This window comes from Limosilactobacillus oris (genome assembly GCF_025311495.1).
Taxonomy (GTDB): domain Bacteria; phylum Bacillota; class Bacilli; order Lactobacillales; family Lactobacillaceae; genus Limosilactobacillus; species Limosilactobacillus oris_A.
The window spans coordinates 815,054-831,407 of record NZ_CP104398.1 but is presented as its reverse complement, the minus strand read 5'-3'; the positions used below and the strand labels follow the sequence as shown (position 1 = coordinate 831,407).

Here is a 16,354-nt window from a genome sequence, read left to right as displayed (position 1 = left end):
CTGGCGGCTTAGTTACTGCGCTTTAGTAGGCGGTTCGTCATTTGTTGTAGGAACAGGCGTGCTTTTGTGGCCGGAAGTTTTGTCAACTCAGTTAGCGCCCCCTGGGTGAACTGGGTGGCGAGCTGCCGGCTCTTTTCGACGGCGCCCCCGGCAATGACGTCCTGTTGAACCCGCTGGATGTCTGATGCTGTTAACTGGCGTCCTTTGGCAAGCAGGGGTTTGATTTGCTCGGCAGCGGCCGGTGTTTCCAGGGCCATTAGCAGGGGGAGGGAGTAGACCCCGGTGGCGAGGTCTTCAAGCACGGGCTTATTGAGCTTCTTTCCCCCGGTATAGTCGAGGATATCGTCCAGCATTTGGAAAGCAATCCCCAGCTGCTGACCGAAGGCGGCGGCGCTTGCTACCTGTTCAGTGGTGGCCGCCGCGAAGTAGGCTCCTTCCTGCGCCGCCAGCTTGAATAGGGCAGCGGTTTTCCCCCGTACGTTGGCGAGGTAGTCGTTGAGCGTTTGCTGGAGGTTAAAACGCTGGTCCATCTGTCCCAGCTCGCCATCTAGGATCTGCCGCATTGCCTGGGCGTTGACCTGCAGGTAGGGCGAAGCGGGGATGGCTTCCAGGAGCAGGTCGAAGAAGACCGTGAAGAGCAGGTCACCAGCGTAGACCGCAGTGTCCTTGCCAAAACGTGCTTGGATACTGACGGCCCCCCGCCGTTCGGGTGAATCGTCGATGATGTCATCATGAATTAAGGTTGCCATGTGGAGGACTTCAATCGACGCTGCCAGTTTAATTAAGCGTTCATCGTCCCGGCTGCTTGGCATAAAAATCTGACTGGTCAAGAGGAGGAGGGCCGGCCGGAGGTACTTGCCGCCATTGTTCGCCATGGTCAACATGGCGGTGTGCAGCTCCGCGTTTTGGCAGTCAATGCGTTCTTGGATGCACTGGTTGACGGCTTTGAGTTGGGTGCTGATAAGTGGATAAGTTTGCCAATTGTTATTCATAGTAATGATTTTCCTTATATGCTATCTTTAGTTATAATTATACCGAAAGGATGTGGTTTAGTGTCGTTAAATGTGTTCTTGGAGCTAGTTGAAATCAAGGCGAAGACGGCGAGTGTGGTACCCTTCCTATTGGGAATGGCGTTTAGCTTGTGTTACTTTCACTCGCTGAATTGGTCCTTAGCAATTATCTTTTTCGTGGCAATGCTCTTATTCAACATGGCGGTTGATATGCTTGATAACTACAACGATTATAACCATGCAGTTGATAAGCAAAACTACAAGCGGAAAACGAACATTATCGGTCGTGAGCAGCTTTCCCCCCGACTGGTATTAACTTTATTAGTCAGCTTTTCCGTGGTGGCTGCCCTGCTGGGATTATGGCTGGTTTACCAAGCCGGGTGGCTGGTCCTGTGGATGGGAATCTTTTGCTTTGCGGTCGGAATCCTCTACTCGTCCGGGCCGCACCCGCTTTCCAGCTTGCCACTAGGGGAGCTATTCTCTGGCTTTACGATGGGCTTTATGATCGTCCTGCTCAGCGTCTACCTGAATTCCTACCAGCAGTTTGAATGGAACTGGGCAACGCTATGGCGGGTCTTCATTGTCGCCTTGCCTGATGAATTATGGATTTCCAACCTGCTCCTGGCGAATAACATTTGTGATGCCCAGGAAGATGAAGATAACCAGCGGACGACCATCGTCCACTTTATTGGTAAGCGCAACGCCCTAATCGCGTTTTCAGTCAAAAACGTGCTTGCGTTTGTCATGATTATTATTTCGCCATTTTTGAAAATTGCGCCAATGACTGTATTGCTGTCACTTGTTATTTTACCGTTTACTTATCACCAGAACAAGTTGCTGATGGAAAAGCAGGTGAAGAAGGAAACCTTTATCTGCGGGGTTAAAATCCTGCTGGTCGGTTCGCTGGCTCAGCTGTTTACCTACTGGCTCGGTGTTTTAATCTAATAAGCATAATTGGAGGAACTGAAAAATGAAAAAAGTTGTTGTATTAGGTGCTGGCTATGCCGGCCTCAAGACCGTCGTTGAGTTGCAAAAGAAGTGTCGGGGACAGGTCGAGATTACCCTGGTCGATGAAAATGACTACCACTATGAAGCAACTGACCTGCACGAGGTTGCTTCCGGGAACCTGCCGGCTAGCAAGATTACCTTCCCAATCACCGATGTGTTAGATCCACGGATGACGACCCTGATCCTGGCTCACGTAGCGCGGGTCGATGAGGAAAAGCACCTGGTAATCATGGACGGACATGCACCGCTGGAATACGATTACTGTGTCTTTGCTCTCGGCTTCGTTTCTGAAACCTTTGGTATTAAAGGCGCGGCAGAAAACAGCCTGCCAATGACCGACGTCAAGGAAGCGGAAGCCATCCATGAGCACATCATCAAGCAGATGGAGGACTACCGGCAGACGAAGGACGAAAATGACCTGCGAATAATCATCTGTGGGGCTGGTTTTACCGGAATCGAACTAGCCGGGGCCCTTGCTGATGCCCGGGTGCGCTATGCTAAGCTCGCTGGGGTCACGCCGGACCAAATCAAGATTGACATCATTGATGCTTCCAAGCGCCTGCTGCCAATGTTCAATGATAAGCTCGCCGATTATGGAATCAAGCTCCTGGAGAAGCTGGATGTCAACATCATCACCGAAGCCCTGATTCAGGAAATTCAGCCGGGCGTGGTTTTGTACAAGGGCGCAAATGATGAAGAGGGGACCCCGTTGCACAAGATTGTGGGCAACACGATTATCTGGACGACCGGGGTCAGCGGCAGTCCGGTCGTGGCTGAATCACACCTGCAAGAACGGCGCGGTCGGGTAATGGACACAGCCCACCTGACCGCCCCTGATCATGATAATCTTTACATGATCGGTGACGTGGCCGCGGTAATGCCGCCTGATGGCAAGCGGCCATACCCAACCACTGCCCAGATTGCCCTGTCGATGGCTAATTACGTTGCCAAGGACATCGCTGCCCGGGTCAAGGGGACGAGCCGTCCAGGGGCTTACACTTACAAGTCCCTGGGGACGGTGGCCTCCGTCGGCAACACCCGTGCCTTTGGTGAAGCAGGGGGCCACTCCTTTAAGGGCTATCCTGCTTCGGTCATGAAGAAGATGATTATGAATAAGTCGCTGATGGAATTGGGCGGCTTCAGAGAGCTGTTTGCCAAGGGCCGTTTCGACCTTTACCATTAGAATTATGAAAGGGCTGTGACAAAAGCCCGATTACTTTAATAAAAAGCGAACAGCGCAGTACACAAAGGGGCTTCAGTGCTCGGCAAAGCCGAACTCTGAAGCCCCTTTGTGCTTTCTAAAGACTAGCTGCGCGTCGACGGGGGCGTGAAGACGAAGTCATAAATGACTTCTGTCACGCTCCCTTTTTATGGACATATTTACGGCTAAATGTTTAGGATGTTGTTGGTCAATTGTACTATTCTGCGACAAAGTGAAGAAAGCGCTTACCAACGGCCAAGCTAAATAAGTTAAAATAAAGGTGTCAGCTAAGACAAATTTTAGGAAAGGAAGGCCTAGTTCAATGCTATTTCAAGTTTACGGTAGCCAATCAGGTTGGCAATTTTTCGGTTGGATTCTCGTATTTATTTGCCTGGTGGTTACCAACGAAATTGCCCGGCGGACGAGAGTCGGCGGTCTCTTCTTCTTTGTGGTCCTCCCGATTGCACTGACGATTTACTTTATTGCCATTTACGTCTGTGCTGGGCAGGGGCAAGCCTGGGCGCTGCACAATCCGACCTATGTTCATATGAACAGCTGGTTCCACTATGCCAAACTCTATGCGGCGACCTTCGGCTGTATCGGTTTTATGATCCTCAAGTACCACTGGGGACACCTGGGAAAGGCTTACTGGTTTAAGATTTTCCCGTTCGTGATTGTGGCGATTAACATCTTTATCGCCGTGGGGAGTGACTTTGAGTCAGCGATTCGGGGGATGCACGCCCTCGAAACGACCGGTAGCCAGTGGTGGCTCTCCTCTGAAGGAGTGTGGCTCTACGGTGGCTGGTGGAACGTCCTCAACGGCCTGGCCGGGATTATCAATGTCTTCTGTATGACCGGCTGGTTCGGGATTTATTCCTCCAAGAATGAGCAGGATATGCTGTGGCCGGACATGACCTGGGAATTTATCCTGGCCTACGATGTCTGGAACTTCGAGTACACTTACAGCAACCTGCCGACCCACTCTTGGTACTGTGGTTTGGCCCTGCTGTTGGCACCAACTTTTGCTGCTGAATTCTGGAACAAGGGTGGCTGGATTCAAAACCGGGCTAACACCTTAGCAATCTGGTGTATGTTTGCCCAAGTCTTCCCGCTCTTCCAAGATCATAGCAAGTTCTCCGTTCTGCCCGTTCTCTACAAGGACGGGGTCATGAACCCGCCAGTTCACCCAACTGCTGCTGATCCGCACATGATGGGAATTATTGCTGTCTTCTCAATTGTGATTAACGTGGTTGTCTTCACAGATATTTGGAAGCGGGCAATCAAGCAGCACATCAACCCATACCTGCAACCGGTATTCGTTGGTACCAGGGATTACGACGAAGCAATGGCCCGTCGTTAATACCGCTGCTTTAGTAATAGTGGGGGAGCGTGATTATCCGCCCCCATTGACACGTAGGCTCCAGAGTTCGGTTTTACCGAGCACTGGAGCCTGTTTGTGTTTATTAAAGTTTCTAGCTCCCATTATCTATTCTCCAATAAAGAGAGCTCTGGCTACTGTTGTGAGCACGCAAAAAGCACCATAAGAAAAGACCCGTGAGCGACGGCAACAGCTCACGGGTCCGTGTGATTAACGAAGAACGTGCTTCGTTTTAGTGACTGCCAGCATGGTGAACATTACCAGCAGAGTGGCTCCGGTATCCATAGTAGAATTGGAGAATTGCAACTAAGATGTTGATCCAATTCATTGCGGTAAACCAGCCGTCAATTCCACTTCCGACTGGCCCGGCCATGTAGTAGACACAGAAACCGATAATAATGGCACAAACATTAATCCAGGCGAAGGTCTTTTGCAACTTCTGATCGTCGAGTCTGAACCACATCCAAATGACGTTAATAACGAACCAAATGGCTAGAATCCAAAATACAGTGTTAAACATAAGACATCCCTCCTTAGATCATATTGGTTACCGTGAATAATAAATAACGTTATTTATTATTCAATTTAATTATAACTTCACTTTGTGATAAAGCAAAACATAACGGTTTTAAAATGATTATTAATGGATTAAAACAAGCAGATTAATCCATTGATGAACACCAGTCGACTTTTATCCTAGTTATCCGCTTTCCGCTCCTTTAAGAGTTCAGTAATCTCCTTGAGGTATTCAGCTTCCGGTGATGGTTTGGCTGGTGCTGGCGCCTCTTTCTTTCGAAAGCGGTTGATTCCTTTTACCAGCATGAATACTACGAAGGCAATAATCAGGAAGTTGATTACGGCATTCAAAAAGGCACCGTATTTGAACTGGGCGTCGCCGACGGTAAAGACGAGGTTGGAGAGGTCGATTTTACCGACAAAGAGTCCCACCAAGGGGTTGATTAAATTGGTGACGAGTGAGTTGACGATTGACGTAAAGGCAGCCCCGACAATGATCCCAACGGCCATATCAATGACGTTGCCCCGGGCGATAAAGTCCTTAAATTCTTTGAGCATAGCATCCTCCTTGATTATTTTGGTAACAATATTATAGCAAACAGGGCGGGGACTTAGCTATCTTAGGCGCTGAACTTAATCAAAAATCAAGGGAAGGTGGAGGATAAGCAGTGCGGGGCAGCTTTTTGGATGAATAAGAGTGAGAAAAAACGCTCAAAATCGGCTAGTAAGCTGATTTTGAGCGTTTGTCTTTTGCTGCGCGGTTAGGTGTGAGGTAGATTGATTGATTTAGGTAATTGGTAATTAGTTAGTTTTCTTCGACACCCGTACCGTTGTAGCAGCGTTCCAGCAGTTCCTTCAACTGGCTAACCAGTGGTTCTACCGGGTTAGTCGTCGTACATTGGTCTTCGTAGGCCAGGACGGCTAATTCGTCAACGACCTTGTCGAATTCTTCACGGGAAACCCCGTTCGCCTTTAAGCTCAGGGTAACCCCACATTCATGGGCAACGTCGATGTACTTTTGGGCGTAGGCTTCGGCCAGTTCTTCATCCGTGTTGCCTTTAAGGCCGATGAAGCGGGCCAGGTCAGCGTAGTCCTTAGTAGCGTGGTAAGTTTCGTAGTGTGGCCAGAGAGCCAGCTTTTGCGGCCGCTTGGCGTTAAAGCGGATTACCTGTGGCATGGCGATGGCAATCAGCAAACCGTGAGGGAGACCGAACGCCCCACCCATCTTGTGGGCCAGGGAGTGGGTGATTCCCAGGAAGGCCTGTCCGAACGCCATCCCGGCCATCGTGGAGAAGTCGTGCATCTTCCGCCGGGCAAGTTTGTCGCCCTGAACGGACTTCGGCAGGTATTCCATTGCGCCCTTAACGGTTTGCAGGGACCAACCACGGGTGTAATCAGTTGCCATGACGGAAACGTAGGATTCAGTGGCGTGGCAGAGAACGTCTAAACCCGTGTAAGCAGTCGTCTTTGCTGGCACAGTTTCTACAAACTGGGAGTCAACGATGGCGATGTTTGGCGTCAAGGCGTAGTCAGCTAATGGGTACTTCACGTGGGTCTCGGAGTCGGTGATAACCGCGAATGGCGTTACTTCTGAACCGGTCCCAGAAGTCGTCGGGATCCCAATCAATTGGGACTTAGTTGGCTTCTTGATCTGGTAAGCCCGCTTCCGGATATCAAGGTACTTTTGCATTACCCCGTACCAGGAAGTTTCTGGGTGCTCGTAGAACATCCACATTGCCTTAGCGGCGTCCATTGGCGAACCACCACCAAGGGCGATGATCGTGTCCGGCTTGAAGTCGTTCATCATTGCGACACCCTTTTCGACGGTGTGCGTCGATGGGTCTTCTTCAACGTCATCGAAGACGAGGAATGGGGTTTCGTTTTGCCGTAAGCGGAGTTGGTCGATAACCCGTTGAACGTAGCCTCGCTTGCTCATTCCGGGACCAGTAACGATGAAGGCCCGGTTAATGTTTGGAATATCGCGCAATTCTTTCAGTGAATTCCGTTGAAAGTATACTTTTGGGGGAATCTTAACCCATTGCCGGTTTTCCCGCCGCTTAGCGATCACCTTAATGTTTAAGAGGTCCCAATCAGTAACGTTGTGAGAAACGGAGTTACCACCGTAGGAACCAGTCCCCAGGGTCAGGGATGGGGTCATGTTGTTGTAGATGTTACCAATCCCACCGATCCCTGATGGGGAGTTAACGATAATCCGGGAAGCCCGCATTTCAAGGCCGTACTTAGTAGCCAGGTCGTCATCCAAGGTGTGGATAGCGGCCGTGTGCCCTTCACCACCGTAGTGCAGCAGTTGCCGACAGATGTCAAAGGCGTTTTCATGGGAGCTAGCCCGGTACATGGTCAGCACTGGTGACAGCTTTTCGGCGGACAGTGGGTAGTCATCACCAACACCGTCGATTTCGGCAATCAAGACCTTCGTGTTGTCCGGGACGTTCTTCAAACCACACATTTCCGCGATGGCGTTAGCAGAACGACCGGCGATTGGGCCCCGTACTTGGTGCCGTTGTGGGTCAATGAAGCCGTCGGAGAAGGTTTGCAGTTCGTTTGGCTTAACGAAGTAGCAGTTCCACTTCTGGAATTCTTCTTTAACCTGGTCGTAAATTTCGTCATCAACCACGACGGAGTTTTCGGAGGCACAGATCATCCCGTTATCGAAGGTCTTGGAAAGAACGATGTCGTAAACGGACCGTTCGATGTTGGCTGACTTTTCGATGTAGGCTGGGCCGTTACCAGGGCCAACCCCTAAGGCTGGGTTACCAGAACTGTAAGCGGCCTTAACTAAGCCGGGACCGCCAGTAGCCAAAATCGTGGCGATGTTCGGGTGCTGGAGCAGGGCGTTCGTGTTTTCACGGCTGCATTGTGGGATCCATTGGATCATGTTCTTTGGCGCACCCGCTTTTTCAGCGGCTGCCTGGAGGATCTTCGCGGTCTTTACAGAAGATTCAAAGGCTTGCGGGTGGAACGAGAAGATGATCGTGTTCCGGGTCTTGGCGGAGATGATTGACTTGAAAATCGTGGTGGAAGTAGGGTTGGTAACAGGAACTACTCCGGCGATGATTCCCAGTGGGTCCGCAATGGTAATCGTTTGGTCTTCGTCGTTGTTTTCGATGATGCCAACCGTTTTGTCATGGCGGATGTTGTTCCAGATGTATTCACTGGCGTAGATGTTCTTGATGGCCTTATCCTCGGCAACACCACGGCCAGTTTCATTTGCGGCGCTGACCGCTAAGTCCATGTGATGTTCTTCCGCTGCCAGAGCCATGGCCTGACAGATGTTATCTACTTGCTCTTGTGTAAAGTTACGCAACTGGTCAAAAGCAACTTGGCTCTTTTGAACCAATCCATCGATCAGTTCGTGGGCCGCTTGCTGCTTGTCTTGCTCAGTTTGCTTTTGCTCAACTTGATGTTTCTTTGAAGTTGCCATAATCAAGTTTCTCCTTCGTTTCTTATGTTTTTGTTACCTTTTGAACATGATTAATAGTACACTAGGCGGCTGTTCTTTTCAATAGCCTTGTGACTAATTGCACAATGGTTAATAGGAATGAATTCGCTTCCAATCCGATGGTAGCAAGGCCGTGGTTGCTACAAAAAAGATTGGTATAAATTTAGTTTAGGTCCAGTTTGCGCAATCGGTTGCACATTTGACGATGATCACTGGTTCACAATTGCTAGAGATGGGGGAGGAACCAAAAAAGAGGGTGTGACACAAGCCCTATTACTTTAATAAAAAGTGAACAACGAAGAATGGTTACGCTGAGGCATTTTTAGCTTTAAAACAAAAAAGAGGCTGAGTTAATTCTCAGCCTCAAGTGCTAGTTCCTAACTATTTATAAAGAATCAATCCTTAGGGAAAGGTTAGTCCCGGGAATTCTTATCTTTTCCGGCATTAGGGTCCATGATCCGGTAATCGTCATCCTTCATCGCTTCCACTTCACCAAGCCGGTAGCCGTTACCAACCTGGCTAAAGAAGTCGTGGTTGGAAGTGGAAGTAGAAATCCCGTTCATTACGACGGGGTTGACGTCAGCTGCCGTATCTGGGAAGAGTGGATCCTGCCCCAGGTTCATGAGGGCCTTGTTGGCATTGTAACGGATAAAGGTCAGAACGTCATCGGTCCACCCAATCTTGTCGTACAGCAGGTGAGTGTACTTCTCTTCGTTATCGTAGAGTTCGTACAGGAAGTTGTACAGCCAGTCTTTCATGTCCTGTTGTTGCTTTTCGGTCCGTTCATGCAGACCCACTTGGAACTTGTAGCCGATGTAGGTACCGTGGACAGATTCGTCACGCAAAATCAACTTGATGATTTCCGCCACGTTGTTTAACTCGTTGTGTCCTAGGTAGTAGAGGGGGGTATAGAAACCAGAATAGAAGAGGAAGGTTTCCAGAAAGACGTTGGCAACCTTTTTCTTCAACGGATCTTCCGCCGGGTTCAGGTACATATTGGCAATCTTCGTCGCTTTGTTCTGCAAGTACTCTTCGGTATCAGACCAGTTAAAGATTTCGTCAATTTGGTCGGGAGTATTGAGTGTGGAGAAGATGGTGGAGTAACTCTTGGCGTGGACGGATTCCATGAACTGGATGTTGTTCAATACCGCCGTTTCGTGCTGGGTCTTAACGTCTTCTTTGAGGGCCGTCATCCCAGCCTCAGATTGGACGGTGTCCAGTAGGGTCAAGCCCCCGAAGACGTGGCCCACGGTCCACTGGTGGTCTTCATCGAGGTTGCGCCAGTCGTCCATATCGTTGGAAACCGGGATCCGGGTGTCCAGCCAAAACTGCTCAGTCAGTTTTTCCCACGTTGCCTTGTCAATCATGTCGGAAATTTCATTCCAATTGATGGCCTTATATTGGTTTAATGGTTTAAATTCTTCAAGTTTCATTTACCTAGCCTGCTCCTTAAATTAATCAACCTATAATATTTTAATTGAATTCAAATTTTAGCAATGATTTTTATGAAAATCAAATGACGCAGCTTTCACACTGGTTGGCACCAATCTCGTCATTATCATCCGTAAAGGTCCGGATGTAGTAAATTGACTTGATTCCCTTCTGGTAGGCATAGTGCCGTAGGATATTCAAGTCACGGGTCGTCATCTTGTTGGTCCGGCCATTCTTCCACTCATAGAGGCCCTCCGGGATGGTTGACCGCATGAAGAGGGTCAAGGACATGGATTGGTCAACGTGTTGCTGTGCGGCGGCATAAGTGTCAATGACCTTGCGCATATCGATGTCGTAAGCGGAACGGTAGTAAGGCATTGTGTCATTAGACAGGTATGGCGCTGGGTAGTAGATCTTCCCAATCATCTTTTCTTGCCGTTCTTCGACCCGGTTGATAATTGGGGTCAGGCTGGCAGTGGAGTCGTTGATGTAGGAAGTGGACCCGTTTGGTGCCACGGCGAGGCGGTACTCATTGTAGAGCCCGTCCTGCATGACCTTTTCCTTGAGGGCTGCCCAGTCGGCTGGCCCTGGGATGAAGATTCCGTGGAAAAGGTCTTTAACGACGTCAGATTGTGGTCCCCAATCCTTAGTGGTGTACTTATCGAAGTAGGAGCCATCAGCATAGCTACTCTTATCAAAGTTATGGAAAGTTTCTTGTCGTTCCTTGGCAATTTCGTTTGAAGCGACTAATGACCAGTAGTTGAGCAGCATGAAGTAGACGCCGGTAAATTCGATGGCAACCGGGCTGCCGTACTGGATATGGTTTTTAGCCAGGTAACTGTGGAGCCCCATTGCTCCCAGACCAACGGAGTGGGCGAGGGCGTTACCGCGCTTGATACTTGGGACGACGGTAAGGTTTTCAACGTCACTGATGTGGGTTAAGCCCCGCATCATGGCACGGACAGAGCGGCCGAAGTCTGGACTATCCATCATGTTAGCGATGTTGGTAGAACCGAGGTTACAGCTGATGTCGGTTCCCAGAGTTTCGTAAGACTGGTCATCGGCAACCTTGGATGGGACCTGAACCTGGGCGATTTCTGAGCAGAGGTTGCTCATGACGATCTTACCGTCAATCGGGTTGGCCCGGTTAACCGTATCGATGTTGATGATGTATGGGTAACCTGACTCCTGCTGGAGCTTACTGATTTCATCTTCCAAGTCCCGCGCATTAACCTTTTTCTTGCGAATTTCATCATTAGCGACCAGGTTGTCGTACTCTTTAGTAATGTCAACGTAGGAGAAGGGCTTGCCGTAAATCCGTTCCACATCGTAAGGACTAAAGAGGTACATATCCGCGTCCTTTTCAACTAACTCATAGAACTTATCGGGAACCGTAATCCCAAGGGACAGGGTCTTTAGCCGGATCTTTTCGTCGGCGTTTTCTTTCTTAGCACCGAGAAATTCAATAATATCCGGGTGGAAGACACTCAAGTAGACCACACCGGCCCCTTGCCGCTGACCAAGCTGGTTGGAGTAGGAGAAACTGTCTTCCAATAACTTCATAACCGGGACGACCCCACTAGCGGCTCCCTTGATCTTTTTGATTGGGGCGCCAGCTTCCCGCAGGTTACTGAGGTTGATCCCAACGCCACCGCCAATCTTGGAGAGCTGGAGCGCGGAGTTGATGGTCCGGCCGATTGTGTTCATGTCGTCAGTAGCCTGGATGGCAAAGCAAGACACGAATTCCCCCCGCCGTTTCCGGCCGACGTTGAGAAAGGTTGGGGTAGCAGGCTGGTAGCGCTGGTGGATGATTTCGTCCGCCAGGTCCATTGCGAGTTCTTCATCCCCATCCGCTAGGTAGAGGGCGTTCATTGCGACCCGGTCAATGTAGTTTTCCAGGTAGTATTCCTTGTCATCCGTCCGGAGAGCGTACTGGGCATAGAACTTGTAGGCTGCCATAAAGGAATGAAAGTGGAAATCCTGAGCCTTTAAGTAGTCATAGAGCTTGGTCAAAAAGGCTGGGCTGTATTTGTCCACAAAGCCTTCTTCGATGTAGTCATTATCTTCTAACCACTGGAAGCGGTCCGTTAATGAGGCAAACTGCTTGGTGTTGGGCCGGACATTTTGGGCGATGAAATCCGCCAGTGCTTCCTGGTCCTTGTCCAGTTGGATCTTGCCGTTACGGGGGATGTTGACTTCGTTGTTGAGGTCGTAGTATTTAACTTTGGTAATATCAATGTCAGATAAGGCCATGATTAGTAAGTGCTCCTTCTAAAGATTGCTGAAACAATAAGCAAACCAGGCACGCTCATAGGTGCGCCTGGTTTGAAACGGGGTCGGATATCAAATTAGTTAGGCCAGTGCCTGCAAGCGATCCGGCCGGAAGCCAGAAAAAGCACTGCCGTTAGGTAATTTGACTACTGGGGTGGCCAGAAAACCAGCTGCCTTTAGCTGGTCAACGTATTCCGGCTGTTCGTCAATATTGTGTTCAACAAAGTTGATTTGGTGCTGTTGCAAAAACTTTTTGGTCATCTTGCATTGGATGCAGTTGTTTTTAGAAAAAACAGTAACCATAATGAAAACCTCCCAGGAAATTAATTCGTAGTTGATGTTACTAAGTATAGCTGGAATATCGAAAAAATCAATTAAAAAAGTACCACATATCGTGGGCGACAATCAGTGAAACACAATATGTAGTACGGAGCACGCTAACTATTTTAGCGTGAAACTTTTTTATTTAATCACTAGATAAGTTTTCGGAACTAATTTAATATTATACACTGAATTAGGACGAGATGGCGAAAAATTTGAGGAAAGTTTTCAATGGAAAAAGAACAACAAAAATTTATGGCGGCGGCCTTAGTTGAGGCCCGGCAGGCAGCAATTTTAAACGAGGTGCCAATTGGGGCAGTCGTGGTTAAGGATAACCAGATCATTGGACGGGGGCACAATATGCGGGAGCATTTCCAAGACGTCACCTACCATGCTGAAATGTTAGCAATTATGGAGGCCTGTGAACGACTTCATAGTTGGCGGCTGGAAGATTGTGACCTGTATGTGACCCTGGAGCCTTGCATTATGTGCAGCGGCGCCATTATCAACGCCCGGATTGCCAATCTCTATTACGGGGCGGCTGATCCTAAAGCCGGGGCGGTTGATAGTCTTTACCACCTACTGGATGATTCACGGCTGAACCACCAGGCCCGGGTAGAGAGCGGAATTATGCAGGCTGAATGCAGTCAGGTGCTAAAGGATTTCTTTCGGGCAATTCGGCGGCGGAAAAAGGCTGCCCGCAAAAAAGGTCGGGCAGGAGACTAGCATTTCCGGCTGAAGTAGTGTATTATACTAATTGCCGTAAGGCCTTAGGGCAAGGGTGCGCTTACGAACCGTGTCAGGTCCGGAAGGAAGCAGCACTAAGTTTGATGTGCCTTGTGCTCTAAGTTTGATTGAAATTAAAGCGGGAGAGCTGTTGTTAGCCACAGCTCTCCCTTTTATATTCTTAATTATTCCAAATTTGTTGGGAAGAGCAGAAGTTTTATTATCGAAAATTAGCAGAAAGCTAGTATAATATTTAAGTAATGTACTAAGAATGAAGAAAGGAAGCCACGCGATGAGTTACCAAGCATTATACCGGGTTTGGCGTCCCCAGCGCTTTGACGAGCTAGTGGGGCAGCAGGTGGTTACGCAGACCTTGAAGAACGCAATTGTCACCCACCAGATTAGTCACGCTTATCTCTTTGCGGGGCCCCGGGGGACCGGTAAAACATCTGCCGCTAAAATCTTTGCCAAAGCCATTAATTGCCACCATCTAAAGGATGGCGAGCCGTGCAATGAGTGCGCTATTTGTAAGGCAATCACGCACGGCCAGCTCAATGATGTGATCGAAATTGATGCCGCTTCAAATAACGGGGTGGAGGAAATTCGGGATATCCGGGATAAGGCCAAGTACGCGCCGACCCAAGCGGATTACAAGGTTTATATTATCGACGAAGTGCATATGCTGTCGACGGGAGCCTTTAACGCGCTGCTCAAAACGCTGGAAGAACCACCAGCAAACGTGGTCTTTATCTTGGCAACGACTGAGCCGCACAAGATTCCTTTGACAATTATTTCCCGGGTGCAGCGCTTCGACTTTCGGCGGATTTCCGCCCAGGATGCTTATGAGCGGATGAAGTATATCTTGGACCAAAAACAAGTCCAGTATGAAGAAAAAGCCCTCTGGGTGATTGCTAACGCGGCCGAGGGCGGAATGCGTGACGCCCTGAGTATTCTTGACCAGGTATTATCCTTCAGCGATAACCAAGTCCAGCTCAAGGATGCTCTGACGGTGACGGGGAGCGTTACCAAGCAGTTGCTGGAAAAGTATTTCTTTGAAGTAACGGCTCACAAGAGTGCCGACGCCTTGAACACGATGAAGGACATCCTTAACGCGGGTAAAGACGGGCAACGCTTTATTGAGGACCTGATTTCCTTCATCCGGGACGTACTCCTGTACCAAGAATCACCCCAACTCATCATGGTCGAGAGTACGGGACTGACCGACGAGGACTTCCAGAAGATGAGTGCCGCGGCCCCGGCAACGGTCTTGTACCAGATGATTGACGCGCTTAATGGCATTCAAGAGGAGATGCGGTTCACCACCCACCCCGACGTTTACCTAGAAGTGCTGACGGTTAAGCTGGGGCAGATCGATGACCAGCCGGCACCTGCCACCACCCCGGTGCCAGCAAAACAGCCGCAGTCAACCAGTGCGGATCAGCAGACGATTGCCCAGCTAGAGGCAACGGTTAAACAGCTGCAAGCCACGGTCAGCCAACTACAGGCGGCCCCGCCGACGGCCGCCGCGGCAAAGCCCGTTAAGCAGCCGAGCCAGCCCCGGGTTCAACAACGCAACGTGGAGGTCAAACTCAGTCAGATTAACCCGGTGCTGGGCAAGGCGACCCGGCGGGACCTGGTGGAAATCCAGGGACTCTGGCAGGAACTCTTATCGAAACTCAGCGTTCCCCAACGGTCGCTGCTCCATGTTTCTAAACCGGTGGCAGCCAGTACCGGCGGTGTAATTGTTGCTTTCGACTACGCCTTCCTCTTTCAGCAGGCGATGGATGATTCGGCCCTCCTGTCCAGTATGGAACAGGGCTTGCAGGAACTGACGGGGACCGAACGCAAGGTGGTGTTTGTACCGAAGGATAAGTGGCCGCAAATCAGGCGGGAATATATCCGGGATCACGGACTGGATAAACGCCAGCCGGCTAATGAGGCCCCGGCTCCGACGCCAGCTGGCCAGCAGGATTCGGCGGAGGCGGCCAGTGATGACCAGCAATCCCCGGCAACCAGTGATTCGGCCGGACCGGCTGATCCGGTCAGCAAGGCGGAAGAACTCTTTGGCAGCGAAATCGTTAAAGTAGAAGATAATTAATAGAAAAGGAATGATGGATAATGATGCGCGGAATGAATATGCAGCAGATGATGAAGCAGGCTAAGGCAATGCAGAAGAAAATGATGGCCGAACATGAAGAACTGGCTAAGCAGGAGTTCATTGGGAAGGCTCCCGATGACATGGTGACGGCGACGTTCACGGGGGATAACACCCTGGTTGACTTGAAGATCAAGCCGGAAGCAGTTGACCCTGACGACGTAGATATGCTGCAAGACCTGGTTGTTGCCGCTATTAATGACGGGATGAAGCAGGTTAATGACGCCACTCAGCAGAAGCTGGGCAAGTACACGCGCGGCATGGGGATGTAGGCACGATGCAGTACCCAGAACCACTAGCTAAGTTGATTGAGAGCTACACCAAGCTCCCCGGAATCGGCCAAAAGACTGCAACCCGGCTAGCCTTTTATACTTTGGGGATGCAAGAAGACGACGTGACTAACTTTGCTAAGTCGTTGTTGTCGGCGAAGCGGGATCTTCATAGTTGTAGTATTTGCGGCAACATTACTGAGGATGACCCGTGCCCGATTTGTCGGGACAAGACCCGTGACCAGTCACAGATCCTGGTGGTCGAACAGTCGCAGGATATTATGGCCCTTGAGCGGATGCACGAGTACCACGGCCTTTACCACGTCCTCCACGGGGTAATTTCACCAGTAGCCGGAACGGGACCTGAAGACATTAACATTGCTAGTCTCCTGAAACGGCTGCAAAAGAACGAAGAGGTCAAGGAAGTTATCATCGCGACGAACGCGTCATCTGATGGCGAACTAACGGCCGGCTACCTTGCAAAGTTAATCAAACCGGCTCAAATCAAGGTCACCCGACTAGCCCATGGCTTGTCAGTCGGGGCTGACATTGACTACGCTGATGAAATGACGTTGTTTAAGGCGGTTCAAGGACGAACGGAGATGTGA

At 50.0% G+C, this 16,354-nt stretch carries 14 protein-coding genes and 1 other RNA gene; 8 read left to right on the top strand and 7 right to left on the bottom strand.

Annotated elements, in window-relative coordinates; genetic code table 11:
- Positions 1–8: 8 nt before the first annotated feature.
- A complete protein-coding gene (locus tag N4599_RS04320) occupies positions 9–992 on the bottom strand; it encodes a polyprenyl synthetase family protein (RefSeq protein ID WP_260902208.1) in 984 nt (327 codons plus the stop codon).
- A gap of 60 nt (positions 993–1,052) precedes the next feature.
- Between N4599_RS04320 and N4599_RS04315 the strand changes: the two genes are divergently transcribed.
- The 3 genes from N4599_RS04315 (at position 1,053) to N4599_RS04305 (ending at position 4,579) form a co-directional block, all read left to right on the top strand.
- The gene (locus N4599_RS04315) at positions 1,053–1,955 is read left to right on the top strand and encodes a prenyltransferase (RefSeq protein ID WP_260902207.1); all 903 of its coding nucleotides are present in this window, start codon (positions 1,053–1,055) and stop codon (positions 1,953–1,955) included.
- A 25-nt stretch (positions 1,956–1,980) separates the two neighbouring features.
- The gene (locus N4599_RS04310; RefSeq protein WP_062813102.1) at positions 1,981–3,201 is read left to right on the top strand and encodes an NAD(P)/FAD-dependent oxidoreductase; all 1,221 of its coding nucleotides are present in this window, start codon (positions 1,981–1,983) and stop codon (positions 3,199–3,201) included.
- Positions 3,202–3,541: 340 nt separating this feature from the next.
- The gene (locus N4599_RS04305; RefSeq protein ID WP_062813101.1) at positions 3,542–4,579 is read left to right on the top strand and encodes a DUF5692 family protein; all 1,038 of its coding nucleotides are present in this window, start codon (positions 3,542–3,544) and stop codon (positions 4,577–4,579) included.
- A gap of 250 nt (positions 4,580–4,829) precedes the next feature.
- On the opposite strand, the gene N4599_RS04300 is transcribed toward N4599_RS04305, so the two are convergent.
- The 6 genes from N4599_RS04300 to nrdH form a co-directional block, all read right to left on the bottom strand.
- A complete protein-coding gene (locus N4599_RS04300; protein WP_003716003.1) occupies positions 4,830–5,117 on the bottom strand; it encodes a hypothetical protein in 288 nt (95 codons plus the stop codon).
- Between the two features lie 176 nt (positions 5,118–5,293).
- Entirely contained in the window at positions 5,294–5,671 is a 378-nt protein-coding gene (mscL, locus tag N4599_RS04295) for a large-conductance mechanosensitive channel protein MscL (RefSeq protein WP_003716095.1), read from the bottom strand.
- A 247-nt stretch (positions 5,672–5,918) separates the two neighbouring features.
- Positions 5,919–8,555: a bifunctional acetaldehyde-CoA/alcohol dehydrogenase gene (gene adhE, locus N4599_RS04290; protein ID WP_003715960.1), complete on the bottom strand. Its 2,637-nt coding sequence runs from the start codon at positions 8,553–8,555 to the stop codon at positions 5,919–5,921.
- A 431-nt stretch (positions 8,556–8,986) separates the two neighbouring features.
- Positions 8,987–10,006 (bottom strand): class 1b ribonucleoside-diphosphate reductase subunit beta, encoded by a 1,020-nt coding sequence (nrdF, locus tag N4599_RS04285; RefSeq protein ID WP_062813099.1) that lies wholly within the window; start codon positions 10,004–10,006, stop codon positions 8,987–8,989.
- 79 nt (positions 10,007–10,085) lie between these two features.
- Positions 10,086–12,257: a class 1b ribonucleoside-diphosphate reductase subunit alpha gene (gene nrdE, locus N4599_RS04280; protein WP_004564567.1), complete on the bottom strand. Its 2,172-nt coding sequence runs from the start codon at positions 12,255–12,257 to the stop codon at positions 10,086–10,088.
- Positions 12,258–12,356: 99 nt separating this feature from the next.
- Complete coding sequence (nrdH, locus tag N4599_RS04275) at positions 12,357–12,578, bottom strand: glutaredoxin-like protein NrdH (RefSeq protein ID WP_004564562.1); 222 nt, start codon at positions 12,576–12,578, stop codon at positions 12,357–12,359.
- 249 nt (positions 12,579–12,827) lie between these two features.
- Between nrdH and tadA the strand changes: the two genes are divergently transcribed.
- The 5 genes from tadA (at position 12,828) to recR (ending at position 16,354) form a co-directional block, all read left to right on the top strand.
- Entirely contained in the window at positions 12,828–13,322 is a 495-nt protein-coding gene (tadA, locus tag N4599_RS04270) for a tRNA adenosine(34) deaminase TadA (RefSeq protein WP_260902197.1), read from the top strand.
- A gap of 41 nt (positions 13,323–13,363) precedes the next feature.
- Positions 13,364–13,450: signal recognition particle sRNA small type (ffs, locus tag N4599_RS04265), an RNA gene on the top strand.
- Between the two features lie 164 nt (positions 13,451–13,614).
- Positions 13,615–15,420 (top strand): DNA polymerase III subunit gamma/tau, encoded by a 1,806-nt coding sequence (dnaX, locus tag N4599_RS04260; protein WP_062813097.1) that lies wholly within the window; start codon positions 13,615–13,617, stop codon positions 15,418–15,420.
- 20 nt (positions 15,421–15,440) lie between these two features.
- Entirely contained in the window at positions 15,441–15,749 is a 309-nt protein-coding gene (locus N4599_RS04255; protein WP_003715920.1) for a YbaB/EbfC family nucleoid-associated protein, read from the top strand.
- Positions 15,750–15,754: 5 nt separating this feature from the next.
- Complete coding sequence (gene recR / locus N4599_RS04250) at positions 15,755–16,354, top strand: recombination mediator RecR (protein WP_004564572.1); 600 nt, start codon at positions 15,755–15,757, stop codon at positions 16,352–16,354.